Raw genomic sequence first — 14415 nt, forward strand, 5'->3', positions numbered from 1 at the left:
CGGCGCTACCGTTCGACGTGTCTTCGAGAGCCGCCCAGCGGGGCGGAACCGGACGGCAGGGGAGCACCCGATGGGCAGGATCGTCAACGCCACGTTCATGACGCTCGACGGCGACATCACCAACATGGCCGCCTGGCACTGGGACTACTTCAGCGAGGAGGCCACCGCCGCCGCGCAGGCCCAGCTCGACCGCAGCGACGCCCTCATCATGGGCCGCAAGACCTACGACGGGTTCTCCGCCGCGTGGCCGCAGCGGTCCGGCACCGACCTGTTCGCCGACCGCATGAACTCGATCGCGAAGTACGTCGTCTCCTCGTCGCTGTCCGATCCCCAGTGGACGAACAGCCACGTGCTCGGCGGTGCCGGTGGCGACGCCGTGGCCGCGGTGCGCGAGGTCAAGGAGCGCACCGACCGCGACATCCTGCAGTACGGCTTCGGCGACGTCACCCGGCTACTGCTGGCCAACGGCCTGCTCGACGAGCTGCGCGTGTGGCTGCACCCCGTGATCTCCGGTGCGGCCAAGCCCGACGAGCTGCTTTACCGCGACACCGCGAAGACGAACTTCACGTTCAACGGCAGCGAAGTGCTCGGCAACGGGATGGTGATCCTCAGCTACACCCCGGTGAACGCGGCCCAGTAGGGTCGCCGACCGTGGAGACGACAGCGGCAGGGGTCGTGCTGGCCAGCGGCGCCGGCACGAGGGTCGGGGCGGCGCTCAACAAGGTGTACCTGCCGATGGCGGGCCGCCGGGTCGTCGCGTGGTCGCTGGCCGCGTTCGCCGCGGTGCCCGAGGTCGGTGTGCTGGTGCTCGTGATCCGCGAGCAGGACGCCGAGCTCGCCGACGAGGTGCTGGCCGCGCACCCGGGGAAGGTCGAGATCGTCACGGGGGGCACGACGCGGCAGGGGTCCGAACTGAACGCCCTGCGCCACCTCGCTCCGCGCATCGGGTCGGGCGCCGTCGACGCCGTCCTCATCCACGACGCCGCCCGCCCGCTCGCGACCCCGGCGTTGATCAGTGAGGTCCTCGCCCGGACCCGCGAGTTCGGCGGCGCCGTGCCGGGACTGGCCGCCGACGACGTGGTCGCGATGGCCGCTGACGGTTCGGTCGCCGCGCCGCTGCCGGGCGCGATCCGCGTGCAGACGCCGCAGGGCTTCCGCGCCGAGCCGCTGCTGGCGGCCTACGAACAGGCCGAGACCGAGGGCTTCCTGGGCACGGACACGGCTTCGTGCATGGAACGGTTCTCGGCGCTGCCGGTGCACTGGGTGCCCGGCGGTGCGGAGAACCTGAAGATCACCTATCCGCACGACCTCGCGGTGGCCGAGCGGTTGCTCTCCCGCTGAGCGGACGCCGGCGAAACCGGGCCCGCCCAGCGGCGGAGATCACAGCGAAGGGCTGCGGGTCAGCGACGCGTCGCGCTCGACTACGGACTCGAGGGCCTCGTCGATCGCCGTCAGCAGGTCGGCGTCGAGCTTCACACCGGCGGCCTTGACGTTCTCGTGCACCTGCTCCGGGCGGGAGGCGCCGATGATCGCCGAGGCGACGTTCGGGTTCTGCAGGACCCACGCCACGGCCAGCTGCGCCATGCTCAGCCCGGCCTGCGCGGCCAGCGGCTCCAGCTTGGCGACGGCGGTCAGCGTCTCGTCGTTGAGGAAACGCTTGACCATGTTCGCGCCGCCGTTCTGGTCGGTCGCGCGCGAACCCTCCGGCAGCGGCTGGCCCGCCTTGTACTTGCCGGTGAGCACGCCCTGTGCGATCGGCGACCAGACGATCTGGCTCAGCCCCTCGCGCTCGGACGCCGGCACGACCTGCGACTCGATGACGCGCCACAGCATGGAGTACTGCGGCTGGTTGGAGATGAACGGCACCTTCAGCTCACGCGCGAGCGCCGCGCCCTGCGTGATCTGGTCGGCCGACCACTCCGAGACACCGATGTAGAGCACCTTGCCCTGGCGGACGAGGTCGGCGAAGGCGACCATCGTCTCTTCCAGCGGGGTGTTGTGGTCGAAGCGGTGCGCCTGGTAGAGGTCGAGGTAGTCGGTGCCGAGCCGCTGCAGGGACGCGGTGGCCGACTCCATGATGTGCTTGCGCGAGAGGCCCTTGTCGTTCTGGCCCTTCGGCCCGGTGGGCCAGAACACCTTCGTGAAGATCTCGAGGCTCTCCCGGCGCTCGCCCTTTAGGCCCCGCCCGAGCACGGACTCCGCCGCCGTGTTGGCGTACACGTCAGCCGTGTCGAAGGTCGTGATGCCGACGTCGAGCGCCGCCTTGATGCAGGCCTGGGCCTGCTCCTCTTCGACCTGGGACCCGTGGGTGAGCCAGTTGCCGTAGGAGATCTCACTGATGTTGAGGCCGCTGCGGCCGAGTCGTCGAAACTCCATGCCGTTCAGCCTAGGCGGAGGTTGTTCGCGTTGCTAACGAACCTCCCCGACCGGGCGGTGGTGGTGCTCACGGGTGGTCGCCGCCGGCGGGCCAGGCGCGGTCCGGTGCTCATCGGGTGCTCGGCGCAGGTACCCGGCACCGCGGCGCCCGTCGAGGGGCCCGGTTTCCCCGGGTAGACCGGTGTGATCCTGCGTCCGGTGCTCGGCTTCGCCCACCCGTGCACTTCGACGCGGCCGAGATGACGATGCAGTCGACCGAGACTCGCTGTGCCGTTCCCGTGCCGTGGACCGGCAGGCGGCCCGGGGTTTCGCGCCCCGGACCTTCCGGGGCCCGGAGCGGCCAGGTCACCGGCAAGCAGCGGAAACGACAACGACCGCCTCACCCGCGAAGGTGTGGCGGCCGTCACGAAAGCGCTCAGCCGGGGATCGGGTCGCCCGGGCGCAGGCGTGGCTTCGGGACCCGCAGCTTGCGGATCTGGCTCGCGCGCACGAAGGCGTACCAGCCGACGCCGCGGGTGGGCTCCTTCGGGAACCGCTCGCGGGCCAAGCGGGAGATCTTGCGGCCGTTGACCACGCCCTCGATGGCCATGACCAGCAGCATCGCCATGCAGATGAGGGTGATGTACTGCTGCGCCGCGGGCACCGGGATCAGCAGCGCGAGGAACACGAGGATCGCGAGCGGCATGAACAGGCCCAGGATGTTTCGCCGGGAGTCGACGAGGTCGCGCACGTACGCCTTGACCGGGCCGCGGTCGCGCACGGGCAGGTACTTGTCGTCACCCGACATCATGCGTTCGCGGCGCTCCTTCGCGGCGGCGCGGCGGTCCTCCTTGCTGACCGGGTTCTCCTTGCGGAGCTGCCGGTTGCGCTTCATCGCCTCGCGCATCGAGGTGGGCGGCGGGGCGACGGGGCCCCGCTTGCGGCCTTCGGCCTCCCGGCGCTTCGGCGTCGCCCGGCCCTTGCCCGGCGTATACGCCTTGGCCGTGGTCGATTCGGACTCGACGACCCCGCCGTCGACGTCGTCGGCGGGGGTCTCGGTGGTGCTTCGGCGCAGGAACCTCACCTCACCAGGGTATTGCAGGCGTCACGACGATGTTCGGCAGGTCGTGCGATGTGCAACCATGGAGGGGGAACAGATCGGGTACCCGGAGAGTTGAACTGTTTCGGACGAGAAGTACCCGCAGTGAGTTCGACCTAGAGGGAGTGCCATGACGACCGCTGAGCAGACCGGTGCGGCGCAGGCCGAGACCGCCGAGGAGACCCACGGCGTGACCTTGACCGAAGCCGCGGCGGTCAAGGCGAAGGCCCTGCTCGAGCAGGAGGGCCGCGACGACATGCACCTGCGCATCGCCGTCCAGCCCGGTGGCTGCGCGGGCCTGCGCTACCAGCTGTTCTTCGACGAGCGCGAGCTCGACGGTGACCTTTTCCGCGACTTCGACGGTCTGCGTGTGGCGGTCGACCGGATGAGCGCTCCGTACGTGTCCGAGGCTGTGATCGACTTCGTCGACTCGATCGAGAAGCAGGGCTTCACGATCGACAACCCGAACGCGACCGGCTCGTGCGCGTGCGGTGACAGCTTCCACTGAGCCGCGCGCTCAGTCGGCAAGTACAGACACGAAGAGGGCCCCAGCCGACTCGGCTGGGGCCCTCTTCGTGTTCGGAGCTCGGGGCGCAACGGGGTCTCAGACGTAGGCGTCGAGGTCGGCGACCTGCGCGTGGCACGCGTCGTCGACCTTCCACGGCCGCGCGGCCCGCGGGTGCGGCATCCGGTCGGTGGTGAGTCCCTCGCTGCGAAGCGCGGACGGGATGTGGGCGCAGTCGGCGATCAGCTCGCCGAGGTCTTCCGGTTCAGTGGCCGTGTTCACTTCCGTAACGCTATTGATCCTTCAGCGACCGGGAAAGCGGTACCAGCCGGTAGTGTCGGCCGAGGCGCGGGAACTACCCGGACGGGTCATGACCTGCGGGTGACACGCCAGAGCCGCACGAACGAGACACCCAGAGGAGAACCGGTGGCAGACAAGGCCAGGATCGCCGTGTCCGGCAGCATCGCAACCGATCACCTGATGCACTTCCCCGGCAGGTTCGCCGAGCAGCTGGTCAAGGAACAGCTCCACCGGGTGTCCCTGAGCTTCCTGGCCGACGATCTCGTGGTCCGGCGCGGCGGCATCGGCGCCAACATCGCCTTCGGTCTCGGCGTGCTGGGCGTGAACCCCGTGCTCGTGGGTGCCGTGGGCTCCGACTGGGCCGACTACGCGTCGTGGCTGGAGCGCCACGGCGTCGACACCTCAGGGGTGCTCGTGTCCGAGGTCGCGCACACCGCACGCTTCGTGTGCACCACCGACGAGGATCTGTGCCAGATCGCGACTTTCTACGCCGGCGCCATGGCCGAGTCGCGCAACATCGAGCTCAAGCCCATCGCCGACCGCGCCGGCGAGCTGAGCCTCGTGCTGATCAGCCCGGACGACCCCGAGGGCATGGTCCGCCACGCCCAGGAGTGCCGTCAGCGCGGCTACACCTTCGCCGTCGACCCGTCGCAGCAGCTGGCCCGGATGGACGGCGCCCAGGTGCGCGACTTCATCGCGGGCGCCAAGTACCTGTTCAGCAACGACTACGAGTGGGAGCTGCTGCTCCAGAAGTCGGGCTGGACCGAGGCCGACGTGCTGGAGCGCGTGGGCATGCGCATCACGACTCTGGGCGAGAAGGGCGTGGAGATCGTCGGCCGCGACGGCCTCGCCCTGCAGATCGGCGCCGTCCCGGAGCGCGGCAAGGCCGACCCGACGGGCGTCGGCGACGGCTTCCGCGCCGGCTTCCTCGCCGCGCTCGACGGCGGCTTGGAGCTGGAGCGCGCCGCGCAGCTCGGCTCGCTCATCGCGGTGCTGGTCCTGGAGACCGTCGGCACGCAGGAGTGGAACTTCGACCGCGCCGACGCCCTGGCCCGCCTCGGCGACGCGTTCGGCCCGGAAGCGGCGGACGAGATCGCCACGGTGCTGCCGGCGGCCTGACCTCGGTGGTGGCCGCTCTGAGCCGGGCGGCCACCGATCAGTGCCGGACGAGTTCCCCCAGTATCTCCGCGACCGCGGCCGGCTGCGACACGTGCGGACAGTGCCCGCCCGGAACATCGTGAGCTTCGACACCCAGCCGGAGCCGGGCCGCGGCTCGCATCCACGAGCTGCGGAGCGTGCGGTCCTCCGCCGGCACGATCACCGTTGACGGGATCGCCGGCCGTGAACCCGCTGGCTGCGTCGGCAGCACCGCGGGGTGGAACAGCCGCAACGTGCCGTGGGCCCAAGAGCGCACGCCGGGCGGGCAGTCGTGGAACAGGAAGTGGTCCGCGGCCGCGAGGTCGGCCGTGGGGTCCACGCCCTGCCACTCGGTGTGGAACAGCTCCGCGACATCGGCCGTGACCTCGTCGCGCAGGCTGCCGCCGGTGCCGAACGCGGGGACGTACGCGCGAGTCACACCAGGTGCGCGGCGCTCGGCGCCGAGCCGATCGCCGACAGGAGCACCCCACTGCCGGAGTGCGCGCCGACCACGGGACTCGACGCCCTGACCTGCCGCCGGGCCACGTGCGCGAATCCGGCCACGTCGTGGGTCGGCCCCTCGGCAAGCAAGTCCACGGCGACAACGCCGTGCCCGGCCGCCGTGAGTTCCGTCACCAGCCGGCCCCAGCCGCGGGGTGCTTGCGTGGTGCCGTGCACCAGTACGAAGTCCAGGGCAGGAGATTGTGGTCGGAAAACAGCTCACCCGCCGCGGAGTTCGCGGCGGGTGGCTTGCCTTCAGAGCTTCGCGGTCAGCGCGTCAGAGCTTCACGGGGTAGACCGGCTCCGGGATCTCCGGCTTGATGCGGTGCTCGACGAAGATGCCGTGCCACAGCATGAACACCAGCAGGGCCCAGATCTGGCGGCTGCGATCGAGCTGGCCGGCCTTGTGCTCCTCCAGCAAGCGCAGCACGGTGGGCTTGTCGAGCAGCTCGTCGGTCTTCGAGTCGTTGATGATGCCGCGCGCCCAGTCGTACATCTCGTTGCGCAGCCACAGGCGGATCGGCACGGGGAAGCCGAGCTTGCGGCGGTTGAGCACGTGGGCGGGGATGATCTTCGCGAGTGCTTGGCGCAGCGCGTACTTCGTGGTGCCGTGCGCGAGTTTCTGGTCCAGGGGAATGGAAGCGGCGACCTTGAACACCTCGGCGTCGAGGAACGGCACGCGCAGCTCCAGCGAGTTGGCCATGGTGACCTTGTCGGCCTTCACGAGGATGTCGCCGCGCAGCCAGGTGAACAGGTCCACGTGCTGCATGCGCGCCACCGGGTCCCAGCCGCGCGAGACGTCGTACCAGGGCGCGGTGACGTCCTTGAAGCCCACACCGTCCTGATAGGTCCGCAGCACGTTGCGCAGCTGGTCGTCGCGGAAGTTGCGGGCGTTGCCGTAGTAGCGGTCCTCCAGCGGCAGCGCGCCGCGGCGCAGCAAGTCCTTGCCGCGCGTGCCTTCCGGGATCTTCGTGGACACCTTGCCGATGAGCTTGCGCACACCGCCGGGCACCTTCTCGAACGGTGCCAGCGAAATCGGCTCGTTGTAGATCGTGTAACCGCCGAACAGCTCGTCGGCGCCCTCGCCCGACAGCACGGCCTTCACGTGCTTGCGGGCCTCGCGCGCGATGAACCACAGGGGCACCAGTGCCGGGTCGGCCACCGGGTCGTCGAGGTACCAGACGATGAGCGGCAGCGCCTCCATCATCTCGTCGGCCGAAACCGTGCGCACCACGTGCTTCACGCCAATTGCTGCGGCCGACTCGGCGGCCACGTCCACTTCGGAGTAACCCTCGCGCTCGAACCCGGTGGTGAACGCGATGAGGTTCGGGTTGTGCTCCTTGGCCAGCGTCGCCGTGGCCGTGGAGTCGATTCCGCCGGACAGGAACGCGCCGACCGTCACGTCCGGGTCGGAGATCATGTGCTTGCCCACCGAGTCGCGCATCACATCCGCGATGCGCTCGTACAGCGCTTCGGCCTCGGCGGCGCCGTTCACCGGCTTCGCCGCGAACTGCGGGTGGAAGTAGCGGGTGAACTCGACCTGCCCGCCCGGCACCACGCGGAACGACGTGCCCGACTCGACGCGGCGCACCGCCGTGTGCAGCGACTCGGGCTCCGGCACGTACTGCAGCACCAGGTAGTGCTGCAGGGCCTTGCGGTCCAGCTCCTGGGCCAGGCCGAGCGTGTCGGTGAGCTCCAGCAGGCTCTTCTTCTCGCTGGAGAACGCCACCCCGCCGGGGCCGGCGGCGTAGAACAGCGGCTTGATGCCGAACGGGTCCCGCGCGCCGAACACGACCTTCTCGGCCGAGTCCCAGATCATGAAGGCGAACATGCCGCGCAGCTTCTTCACCGCGTCGGCGCCGAGGTAGTGGTAGGCCGCGACGATGGCCTCGCCGTCGCCCTCGGTCTCGAACTTCGCGCCGAACTTTTCAGCGAGCTCGTCGCGCAGCTCGCGGTAGTTGTAGATCTCGCCGTTGAAGTTCATGGTGTAGCGGCCCGGCGCCTCCGGCGGACCCCAGTGCAGCGGCTGGTGGGCGTGGTCGACGTCGATGAACGCCAGCCGGTTGAAGCCGTAGACGACCTCGGCGTCGGCCCAGGTGTCCTGCTCGTCGGGGCCGCGGTGGCGCTGGCAGCGCATCGCCGTGCCCACGGCTTCACGGGCGTTCGCCGCGTCGGTCTCGGTGCCGCAGATCAATCCAAGCAGGCCGCACACGCGTACTCACACACCTCAGGGTCTTCGCCGGTCCGGGGAAGGGCACAGTATGCCGCGAACCGTGCACCGCGGACCGCATCGGGTGGACGCGCGCGCGTTGTGGTCACCCCTTGGACAGCGGGAACCGTGAACTCGGCTAGGCTCCGCCTGTCACGAAGATCGGTCGAGGAGGCTCTGGGTGAAAGGGCGAGGCGCAGTGGGAAAACCAGCGCGCACCCACGGGGGTAAGCGGGTCGGCCGGGTCGCCGCGCTGGCCGTGCTGGTGGCGCTGACCGCGACGGGTTGCTCCGGGGACGAGATCCTTCGCTTCGGCTGGCCGGTGGGGGTCACCCCGCAGGCCGACGAGATGCGGAACCTCTGGACGTGGACGGTCATCGCGGCGCTCGCCGTCGGTGTCATCGTCTGGGCCCTGATCTTCTGGACCGCGACGTTCCACCGGAAGAAGAAGAACTCCGCGGTCGAGGGTCCCGAGGACCTCCCGCGTCAGTTCCAGTACAACATTCCGCTCGAGATCTTCACGGTCGTCGTTCCGACGATCATGGTCTGCGTCCTGTTCTTCTTCACGGCGACGACCGAGAGCGACGTCCTGGACAAGAAGCCCAACCCGGACGTGACCGTCGACGTGGTGGCCTTCCAGTGGAACTGGGAGTTCAAGTACGACGACGCGAACGCGAAGCGCCCGGACGGCAGCCAGGTCAGCACCGTCGGTTCCTCCGGCGAGATCCCGCTGCTGGTGCTCCCCACGAACAAGACGATCGAGTACCGCCTGCGGTCCACCGACGTCATCCACTCGTTCTGGGTCCCGGAGTTCCACTTCAAGCGCGACGTCTTCCCGGACCCCGAGAAGAACAACCAGGACAGCTCCTTCCAGAACTCGATCGACCGCGAAGGCTCCTTCGTCGGCCGGTGCGCCGAGCTCTGCGGCACGTACCACTCGGTGATGAACTTCGAGGTCCGCGCGCTCTCGCCGGACAAGTACGACCAGTACATCAAGCTGCGTACGGAAACGAACCCGAAGACGGGCCAGCCGAACACGGCTTCCGAGGCGCTGGCGGCGATGAACTGCGGTGAGCTGTGCACCCCGCACGCGGTGACCACGCAGCCGTTCAACACCGACCGCACCGCGCGCACCGCGTCCAACTGACCGGTTCCGGCGAACCAGAGGAGTAGGGGAGAAAGTCCCATGAAGGTCGAAGCCCGGATTTTCTACATGGTGGCGGCGTTCGCCGTCGTCATGGCCGTCATCTACTGGGTCATGACCGCCCTCTACGCGACCGACCAGAAGGCCGAGCCCGTCGGCATCGTCTCGCTCTTCCTGACCGGTGGTCTCGCGTTCCTCGCGGGCAGCTACATGCAGTTCGTGTCCCGCCGGATCGAACCGCGCCCCGAGGACCGCGAGGACGCCGAGATCAGTGACGGTGCGGGCGAGCTCGGCTTCTTCAGCCCGGGCAGCTACTGGCCGATCGCCATGGCGGCCTCGGCCGCGCTGGGTGGTCTCGCGCTCGCGTTCTTCCACATCTGGCTGCTGGTCATGGCGCTCGTCGCCCTGCTCATCGCCGTGGGCGGGCTGGTGTTCGAGTACCACACGGGTCCGAACCACGAGTGACGCTTTCCCCGGTCGTTCGTGACCGGGGCCTGCCGCCGCGCTGGGGTGCCAGCGCGGCGGCGAGCACCGCCAGCATTCCCAGGCCCTCCGGCCAGGACAGCCGGTGGCCGAACGCCAGCACGTCCACCACCACCGCGACCACCGGGTACAGGTAGGACAGCAGCGCCACCGTCGTGGTGGGCAGCTTGCCGATGCTCGCGTACATCAGCACGTACATCACCGCCGTGTGCACGGTGCCGAGCAGCACCAGCCACAGCAGTCCCGGAACCGAGTGCGGTAGCGGCGTGAACACCAGCGCCGGGGCCAGCAGCACCGTTCCCACCACCAGCTGCACTGCCGCGAGCAGGTGCGGGCGCACGTGGGTGAGCTGCTTCGCCACGAACGACGTGCCGGCGTAGAGTACCGCCGCGCCCAGCGCGAGTGCGATCCCCGCGAATCGCACCGGTTGTCCGTCGTCGCCGTGGGCCGAGAGGGAAATCACCACCACGCCGGCGAACGCGACGCCCGCCCGCGCCAGGTGCGTCTTCCCGACTTTTTCACCGAGGAACGCCGCCGCCAGACCGACCAGGATGAGCGGCTGCGTGTGGTAGACGACCGTGCTCACGCCGATCGACGACAGCGCGTACGACGTGAACAGCAGCACCCAGTTCGCCACCAGCAGCGCGCCGCCCAGTGCGGCGAGCAGCAGGTCGCGTAGGGACGGTCGCCAGCTGCGCAGATGGCCGCGCGCGAGGCACCACACCACGAGCAGGACACCGCCGACCAGACAGCGGGCGAAGGCGACGGCGGGCGCGGCGGCACCGCTTTCCAGCACGACCGCGCCGATCGTGCCCGACAGGGCCATGGCGGCCGACCACTGCAGGAGCGGGCGGGTTTCGGGGTTTTTCATAGGCACAGATTCGGCCCGCGGTCCCCGCGCGACCAGTGTCAGAGATGACAACGACCGCAAAACTTGTGACACGCTGGGGTGCATGGACGTGCACCGGGTCGCGGTGGTGCTGGCCGACCGGGTCTCGCCGTTCGAGCTGGGCGTCGCGTGTGAGGTGTTCGGCACCGACCGCAGCGCGGACGGCATCGAGGGCTGGGAGTTCGGCGTGTGCTCGCCGCAGGGACCCGAAAACCACACAGTGGACACCTGGTCCGGCTTCGGACTGACCGGGCTGTCCGGATTGGACTTCGCCGCGTCGGCCGATCTGCTGATCGTGCCGACGTGCGAACCACGCACGGTCGCGCCGCCGGAACCGGTTCTGGAAGTCCTCCGCGACGCCCGGGAGCGCGGCGCGTGGGTTGCCGGTTTCTGCGCCGGCGTGTTCTCCCTCGGCTATGCGGGCCTGCTCGACGGCCGCCGCTGCACCGTGCACTGGGTGTACGAACAGGACTTCCGCCGGCTCTTCCCGAAGGCGCTCGTGGACCCGCAGGCGCTCTACGCGGACGACGACGGCGTGTCGACCAGCGCGGGCACCGTCGCGGCCGTGGACCTGTGCCTGCACCTCGTGCGGCGGCTGCGCGGTGTCGCGGCGGCCACCACGCTCGCGCGGCGGATGGTCGCGGCTCCGCACCGCGCCGGCGGGCAGGCGCAGTTCGTCGAGGCTCCGCTGCCCGCCACCGCCGCGCCGGACGACGCCGTGGTCGCCGAGGCGCTGGAGTGGGTGGAACGGCGGCTGGACCGGCCGTTCACCGTCGCGGAACTCGCGCGACGCAGCGGGCTGGGGGAGCGGACGTTCCTGCGTCGCTTCTCCGCTGCCACGGGCACCACCCCGCACCGCTGGCTCACCGAACGCCGGCTCGACCGCGCGCAGGCGCTGCTGGAGGAGGGCCGGCTGTCCGTCGAGGACATCGCGACGGCCTGCGGCTACGCCTCAGCGGCCGCGCTGCGCCACCAGTTCACTCGCCTGCGGGCAACCACCCCAAGCGCCTACCGCGCGGCCTTCCAGGGCTCCTGAGCGCTTCTCTCCGGCCGCCCTCGCTTCGCTCGGGTCAGCGGGAAACGGGGGAGAACGCGATCCAGCGCTCCAGCAGAGCCGCCGCCGCGCCGGAGTCGATGGCGCGGTTGGCCTGCTCCAGCCCGGTGGCCAGGTCCTCCTCCAGCGAGCCGGAGAACCCCCGGAACGCGGCGAGCGCGGCCGCCGCGTTGAGCACCACGGCGTCGCGCACCGGGCCGGTCTTGCCGGCCACGAGCTGGCGCACCACCTCCGCGTTGGCCGTCGCGTCGCCGCCGCGCAGCTCCTCGGCCGTGGCGCGCGGGATGCCGAGCGCACTGGGGTCGAAGCTGCGTTCGGTCACGGTGCCGTCCGAAACCACCCAGACCGACGTGGTCGTGGTGGTGGTGATCTCGTCGAGGCCGTCGTCGCCGCGGGCCACGAGCACCGAGAAACCGCGCTGTGCGAACACTTCCGCCAGCAAGCGCGTCTTGTCCGCGTACGCGCAGCCGATCAGCGCGCTGCGCGGCTGCGCCGGGTTGGTGAGCGGGCCGAGCAGGTTGAACGTCGTCGGCACGCCCAGCTCGCGTCGCGGCGGGCCGGTGTGCCGGTACGCCGGGTGGAACGTGGGCGCGAAGCAGAAGCCGATGCCGATCTCCCGCAACGACCGGTGCACCTTGTCCGGCGGCAGGTCGATCGCGACACCGAGCGTTTCCAGCACGTCGGCCGCGCCCGACTTCGACGAAGCGCTGCGGTTGCCGTGCTTGGCGACCGGCACGCCCGCGGCCGCTGTGACGATCGTCGCCATCGTGGAGATGTTGACCGAATTGGACCGGTCGCCGCCCGTGCCGACGATGTCGACAGCGGGCGCGTCCAGCTCGATGCGGCGCGCGTGCGCCAGCATCGCCTCGGCCATGCCGGAGATCTCCTCCGGCGTCTCGCCCTTGGCGCGCAACGCGATCGCGAACCCGGCGATCTGGGCCTGCGAGGCTTCCCCGGACATGATCTGGTCCATGGCCCAGGCCGTGTCGTCGGCGGACAGGTCGGAGCGCCCGATCAGCTGCGTCAGCAGGCCGGACCAGGTGTGGGGGACCGGGGTGGTGCCCATCCCCGGCTCAGCCGTTGACGGCGGGCACGCGGCCGGCGCGCAGCACGCCGGCGACGGTCTCCGCCGCGGTCAGCGGGTCGAGCGGGTGCACCAGCACGGCGTCGGCCTGCGACCAGGTGGCGAGCCAGCGGTCGTCCTTGCGCCGCACGGCCACCACGATCGGCGGGCAGTCGGTGATCTCGTTCTTGAGCTGGCGGGTCAGGCCGATGCCACCGGTGGGCTGGGCCTCGCCGTCGAGGATCGCGAGGTCGACGGTGCCGGCGTCCACCTCGGACAGCACGTCGGCGATCCCGGCCGCCTCGACGTACTCCACGCGGCCCAGGTCGGCGGCGGGCCGCCGGCCGACGGCGTTGATGATCGCGTCGCGGACCTCGGCCTTGTGGCTGAACACCAGGATCCGCTTCGTCTGCTCGCCCATTGAGCACGCCTCCGTCTCGTCACGGGTGGAACTTCGCGATCGTATCGGCCGAGATGCATCTCACGCGGACGCGGTGGGCGACTCACCCGGTTGCCGCGCGTCCCAGCCGAGCGCGTCGCCGCCGAGGCGCTGCGCCAGACCTGCCATCCGCGAGCGTTCCTGGGCGCAGTGCAGGGCGTCGAGCACCTGCACCCGCAGGGCGTGGACCAGCACGCGGTCGCCGTCGGGCCCTCGCTCTCGCAGCTCCCACCCGTCCTGCGCGAGGATCGCGGCCGCCTCGGCCACGCGATCGGGCGGCAGGCTCAGGTGGTGGACGAAGACGGCCGGCGCGGAAGCGACCCAGCCGGGTGAATTCGCGAGCACGGCCGAGTCCGCCAGGGCGGGGTCGAACGCCTCCGCGACGACCACCAAACCGGGCGCATCAGGCGTCAGACCGGGACTTTCGCGCTTTCGGGCCAGGTCACGAAGCCGACCGAGCAAACTCACGAGTAGCTCCTGCCTGTGCCGGGTTCGGGTGTGATGCGAAGCTCCCACGACCCGCCGTGGACCCGAAGGGCGGGGTGCCCGCGCGGGAGGACATAATGCGATCCGTGACAACGGCAGCTCCCACCATCAGCCAGCGGGTCCACTCGCTGAACCGGCCGAACATGGTCAGCGTCGGCACAGTCGTGTGGCTGTCCAGCGAACTGATGTTCTTCGCCGGACTGTTCGCCATGTTCTTCACCGTCAAGGCGCAGAACGCGGCCGGCGCGCCTTGGCCGCCGCCCCTGCACGGCGAAGAATTCCACCTCAACATCCCGTACGCGATCCCGTTCACGGTGATCCTGGTGCTGTCCTCGCTGACGTGCCAGTTTGGCGTGTTCGCCGCGGAGCGTGGGGACGTCTACGGGCTCCGGCGCTGGTACATCGTCACGTTGATCATGGGCGCGATCTTCGTCGCGGGCCAGGCCAACGAGTACCACAACCTGGTGGAGGAAGGGCTGACGATCCCGTCCGGCCCGTTCGGCACGGTGTTCTACCTCGCCACCGGTTTCCACGGCTTGCACGTGATCGGCGGGCTCATCGCGTTCGTGTACCTGTTGATCCGCACCAAGCTCAGCAAGTTCACGCCCGCGCAGGCCACCTCGGCGATCGTCGTGTCGTACTACTGGCACTTCGTCGACATCGTGTGGGTGGGCCTCTTCGCGGTGATCTACATCCTCCCCTGATCCCGCCCGCCGCCACCACCATCGGCCTGAACTGACAGCAAGGGTTG

Annotated in this window: 18 protein-coding genes; 8 read left to right on the forward strand and 10 right to left on the reverse strand. The window is 70.0% G+C overall.

Annotated elements, in window-relative coordinates; translation table 11 throughout:
- The first annotated feature begins 70 nt into the window (after window positions 1-70).
- Entirely contained in the window at window positions 71-640 is a 570-nt protein-coding gene (locus tag AB0F91_RS40825) for a dihydrofolate reductase family protein (RefSeq protein ID WP_360606809.1), read from the forward strand.
- 11 nt (window positions 641-651) lie between these two features.
- Window positions 652-1341 (forward strand): IspD/TarI family cytidylyltransferase, encoded by a 690-nt coding sequence (locus AB0F91_RS40830; RefSeq protein WP_360606811.1) that lies wholly within the window; start codon window positions 652-654, stop codon window positions 1339-1341.
- Window positions 1342-1380: 39 nt separating this feature from the next.
- Here the strand turns inward: AB0F91_RS40830 and AB0F91_RS40835 are convergent, their stop codons facing one another.
- A complete protein-coding gene (locus tag AB0F91_RS40835) occupies window positions 1381-2376 on the reverse strand; it encodes an aldo/keto reductase family protein (RefSeq protein ID WP_360606813.1) in 996 nt (331 codons plus the stop codon).
- Window positions 2377-2791: 415 nt separating this feature from the next.
- A complete protein-coding gene (locus AB0F91_RS40840) occupies window positions 2792-3439 on the reverse strand; it encodes a DUF3043 domain-containing protein (RefSeq protein WP_360606815.1) in 648 nt (215 codons plus the stop codon).
- Window positions 3440-3584: 145 nt separating this feature from the next.
- Between AB0F91_RS40840 and AB0F91_RS40845 the strand changes: the two genes are divergently transcribed.
- On the forward strand, window positions 3585-3962 hold the full coding sequence (locus AB0F91_RS40845; protein WP_360606817.1) for an iron-sulfur cluster assembly accessory protein: 378 nt from the start codon (window positions 3585-3587) through the stop codon (window positions 3960-3962).
- Window positions 3963-4058: 96 nt separating this feature from the next.
- Here the strand turns inward: AB0F91_RS40845 and AB0F91_RS40850 are convergent, their stop codons facing one another.
- The gene (locus tag AB0F91_RS40850; protein ID WP_360606819.1) at window positions 4059-4241 is read right to left on the reverse strand and encodes a hypothetical protein; all 183 of its coding nucleotides are present in this window, start codon (window positions 4239-4241) and stop codon (window positions 4059-4061) included.
- Between the two features lie 144 nt (window positions 4242-4385).
- Here AB0F91_RS40850 and AB0F91_RS40855 point away from each other — a divergent pair, with 144 nt between their 5' ends.
- Window positions 4386-5378, forward strand: coding sequence for a carbohydrate kinase family protein (locus tag AB0F91_RS40855; protein WP_360606821.1), 993 nt, complete (start codon window positions 4386-4388; stop codon window positions 5376-5378).
- A 37-nt stretch (window positions 5379-5415) separates the two neighbouring features.
- On the opposite strand, the gene AB0F91_RS40860 is transcribed toward AB0F91_RS40855, so the two are convergent.
- From AB0F91_RS40860 to asnB, 3 genes are all read right to left on the reverse strand, one after another.
- Window positions 5416-5835, reverse strand: a complete 420-nt coding sequence (locus tag AB0F91_RS40860; RefSeq protein ID WP_360606823.1) for an alpha/beta fold hydrolase — start codon at window positions 5833-5835, stop codon at window positions 5416-5418.
- Window positions 5832-6074, reverse strand: a complete 243-nt coding sequence (locus tag AB0F91_RS40865; protein ID WP_360606824.1) for a hypothetical protein — start codon at window positions 6072-6074, stop codon at window positions 5832-5834. The genes AB0F91_RS40860 and AB0F91_RS40865 overlap by 4 nt, the downstream gene beginning before the upstream one ends.
- 100 nt (window positions 6075-6174) lie before the next feature.
- Window positions 6175-8109 (reverse strand): asparagine synthase (glutamine-hydrolyzing), encoded by a 1935-nt coding sequence (gene asnB, locus AB0F91_RS40870; RefSeq protein ID WP_360606826.1) that lies wholly within the window; start codon window positions 8107-8109, stop codon window positions 6175-6177.
- Between the two features lie 196 nt (window positions 8110-8305).
- Between asnB and AB0F91_RS40875 the strand changes: the two genes are divergently transcribed.
- Together AB0F91_RS40875 and AB0F91_RS40880 are read left to right on the forward strand one after the other, a co-directional pair.
- Window positions 8306-9253, forward strand: a complete 948-nt coding sequence (locus AB0F91_RS40875; protein ID WP_360606828.1) for a cytochrome c oxidase subunit II — start codon at window positions 8306-8308, stop codon at window positions 9251-9253.
- Between the two features lie 39 nt (window positions 9254-9292).
- Window positions 9293-9715 (forward strand): cytochrome c oxidase subunit 4, encoded by a 423-nt coding sequence (locus AB0F91_RS40880; RefSeq protein WP_220237945.1) that lies wholly within the window; start codon window positions 9293-9295, stop codon window positions 9713-9715.
- Here the strand turns inward: AB0F91_RS40880 and AB0F91_RS40885 are convergent.
- A complete protein-coding gene (locus tag AB0F91_RS40885) occupies window positions 9660-10604 on the reverse strand; it encodes a DMT family transporter (RefSeq protein WP_360606829.1) in 945 nt (314 codons plus the stop codon). The two genes, AB0F91_RS40880 and AB0F91_RS40885, sit on opposite strands and share 56 nt — an antisense overlap.
- A gap of 82 nt (window positions 10605-10686) precedes the next feature.
- On the opposite strand from AB0F91_RS40885, the gene AB0F91_RS40890 reads away from it, so the two are divergent.
- On the forward strand, window positions 10687-11658 hold the full coding sequence (locus AB0F91_RS40890) for a helix-turn-helix domain-containing protein (RefSeq protein ID WP_360606831.1): 972 nt from the start codon (window positions 10687-10689) through the stop codon (window positions 11656-11658).
- Window positions 11659-11692: 34 nt separating this feature from the next.
- On the opposite strand, the gene trpD is transcribed toward AB0F91_RS40890, so the two are convergent.
- The 3 genes from trpD to AB0F91_RS40905 are packed head-to-tail and all read right to left on the reverse strand — an operon-like array spanning window position 11693 to window position 13646.
- On the reverse strand, window positions 11693-12742 hold the full coding sequence (trpD, locus tag AB0F91_RS40895) for an anthranilate phosphoribosyltransferase (protein ID WP_360606833.1): 1050 nt from the start codon (window positions 12740-12742) through the stop codon (window positions 11693-11695).
- Window positions 12743-12749: 7 nt separating this feature from the next.
- Window positions 12750-13160 carry a hypothetical protein gene (locus AB0F91_RS40900; RefSeq protein ID WP_354863944.1) on the reverse strand — a complete coding sequence of 137 codons (411 nt, stop codon included), beginning with the start codon at window positions 13158-13160 and terminating at the stop codon, window positions 12750-12752.
- Between the two features lie 60 nt (window positions 13161-13220).
- Window positions 13221-13646, reverse strand: a complete 426-nt coding sequence (locus AB0F91_RS40905; RefSeq protein ID WP_360606835.1) for a hypothetical protein — start codon at window positions 13644-13646, stop codon at window positions 13221-13223.
- A 95-nt stretch (window positions 13647-13741) separates the two neighbouring features.
- Here AB0F91_RS40905 and AB0F91_RS40910 point away from each other — a divergent pair, with 95 nt between their 5' ends.
- Entirely contained in the window at window positions 13742-14368 is a 627-nt protein-coding gene (locus AB0F91_RS40910; RefSeq protein WP_360606837.1) for a heme-copper oxidase subunit III, read from the forward strand.
- Window positions 14369-14415: the final 47 nt, after the last annotated feature.

The organism is Amycolatopsis sp. NPDC023774, from assembly GCF_040639695.1.
GTDB lineage: Bacteria > Actinomycetota > Actinomycetes > Mycobacteriales > Pseudonocardiaceae > Amycolatopsis.

Bases quoted from the DNA above. Each gene is read 5' to 3' on its own strand.
- AB0F91_RS40825 (WP_360606809.1), top strand. From the start codon at position 71: ATGGGCAGGATCGTCAACGCCACGTTCATGACGCTCGACGGCGACATC.
- AB0F91_RS40835 (WP_360606813.1), bottom strand. From the start codon at position 2,376: ATGGAGTTTCGACGACTCGGCCGCAGCGGCCTCAACATCAGTGAGATC.
- AB0F91_RS40845 (WP_360606817.1), top strand. From the start codon at position 3,585: ATGACGACCGCTGAGCAGACCGGTGCGGCGCAGGCCGAGACCGCCGAG.
- AB0F91_RS40880 (WP_220237945.1), top strand. From the start codon at position 9,293: ATGAAGGTCGAAGCCCGGATTTTCTACATGGTGGCGGCGTTCGCCGTC.
- AB0F91_RS40885 (WP_360606829.1), bottom strand. From the start codon at position 10,604: ATGAAAAACCCCGAAACCCGCCCGCTCCTGCAGTGGTCGGCCGCCATG.
- AB0F91_RS40890 (WP_360606831.1), top strand. From the start codon at position 10,687: ATGGACGTGCACCGGGTCGCGGTGGTGCTGGCCGACCGGGTCTCGCCG.
- trpD (WP_360606833.1), bottom strand. From the start codon at position 12,742: ATGGGCACCACCCCGGTCCCCCACACCTGGTCCGGCCTGCTGACGCAG.
- AB0F91_RS40900 (WP_354863944.1), bottom strand. From the start codon at position 13,160: ATGGGCGAGCAGACGAAGCGGATCCTGGTGTTCAGCCACAAGGCCGAG.
- AB0F91_RS40910 (WP_360606837.1), top strand. From the start codon at position 13,742: ATGCGATCCGTGACAACGGCAGCTCCCACCATCAGCCAGCGGGTCCAC.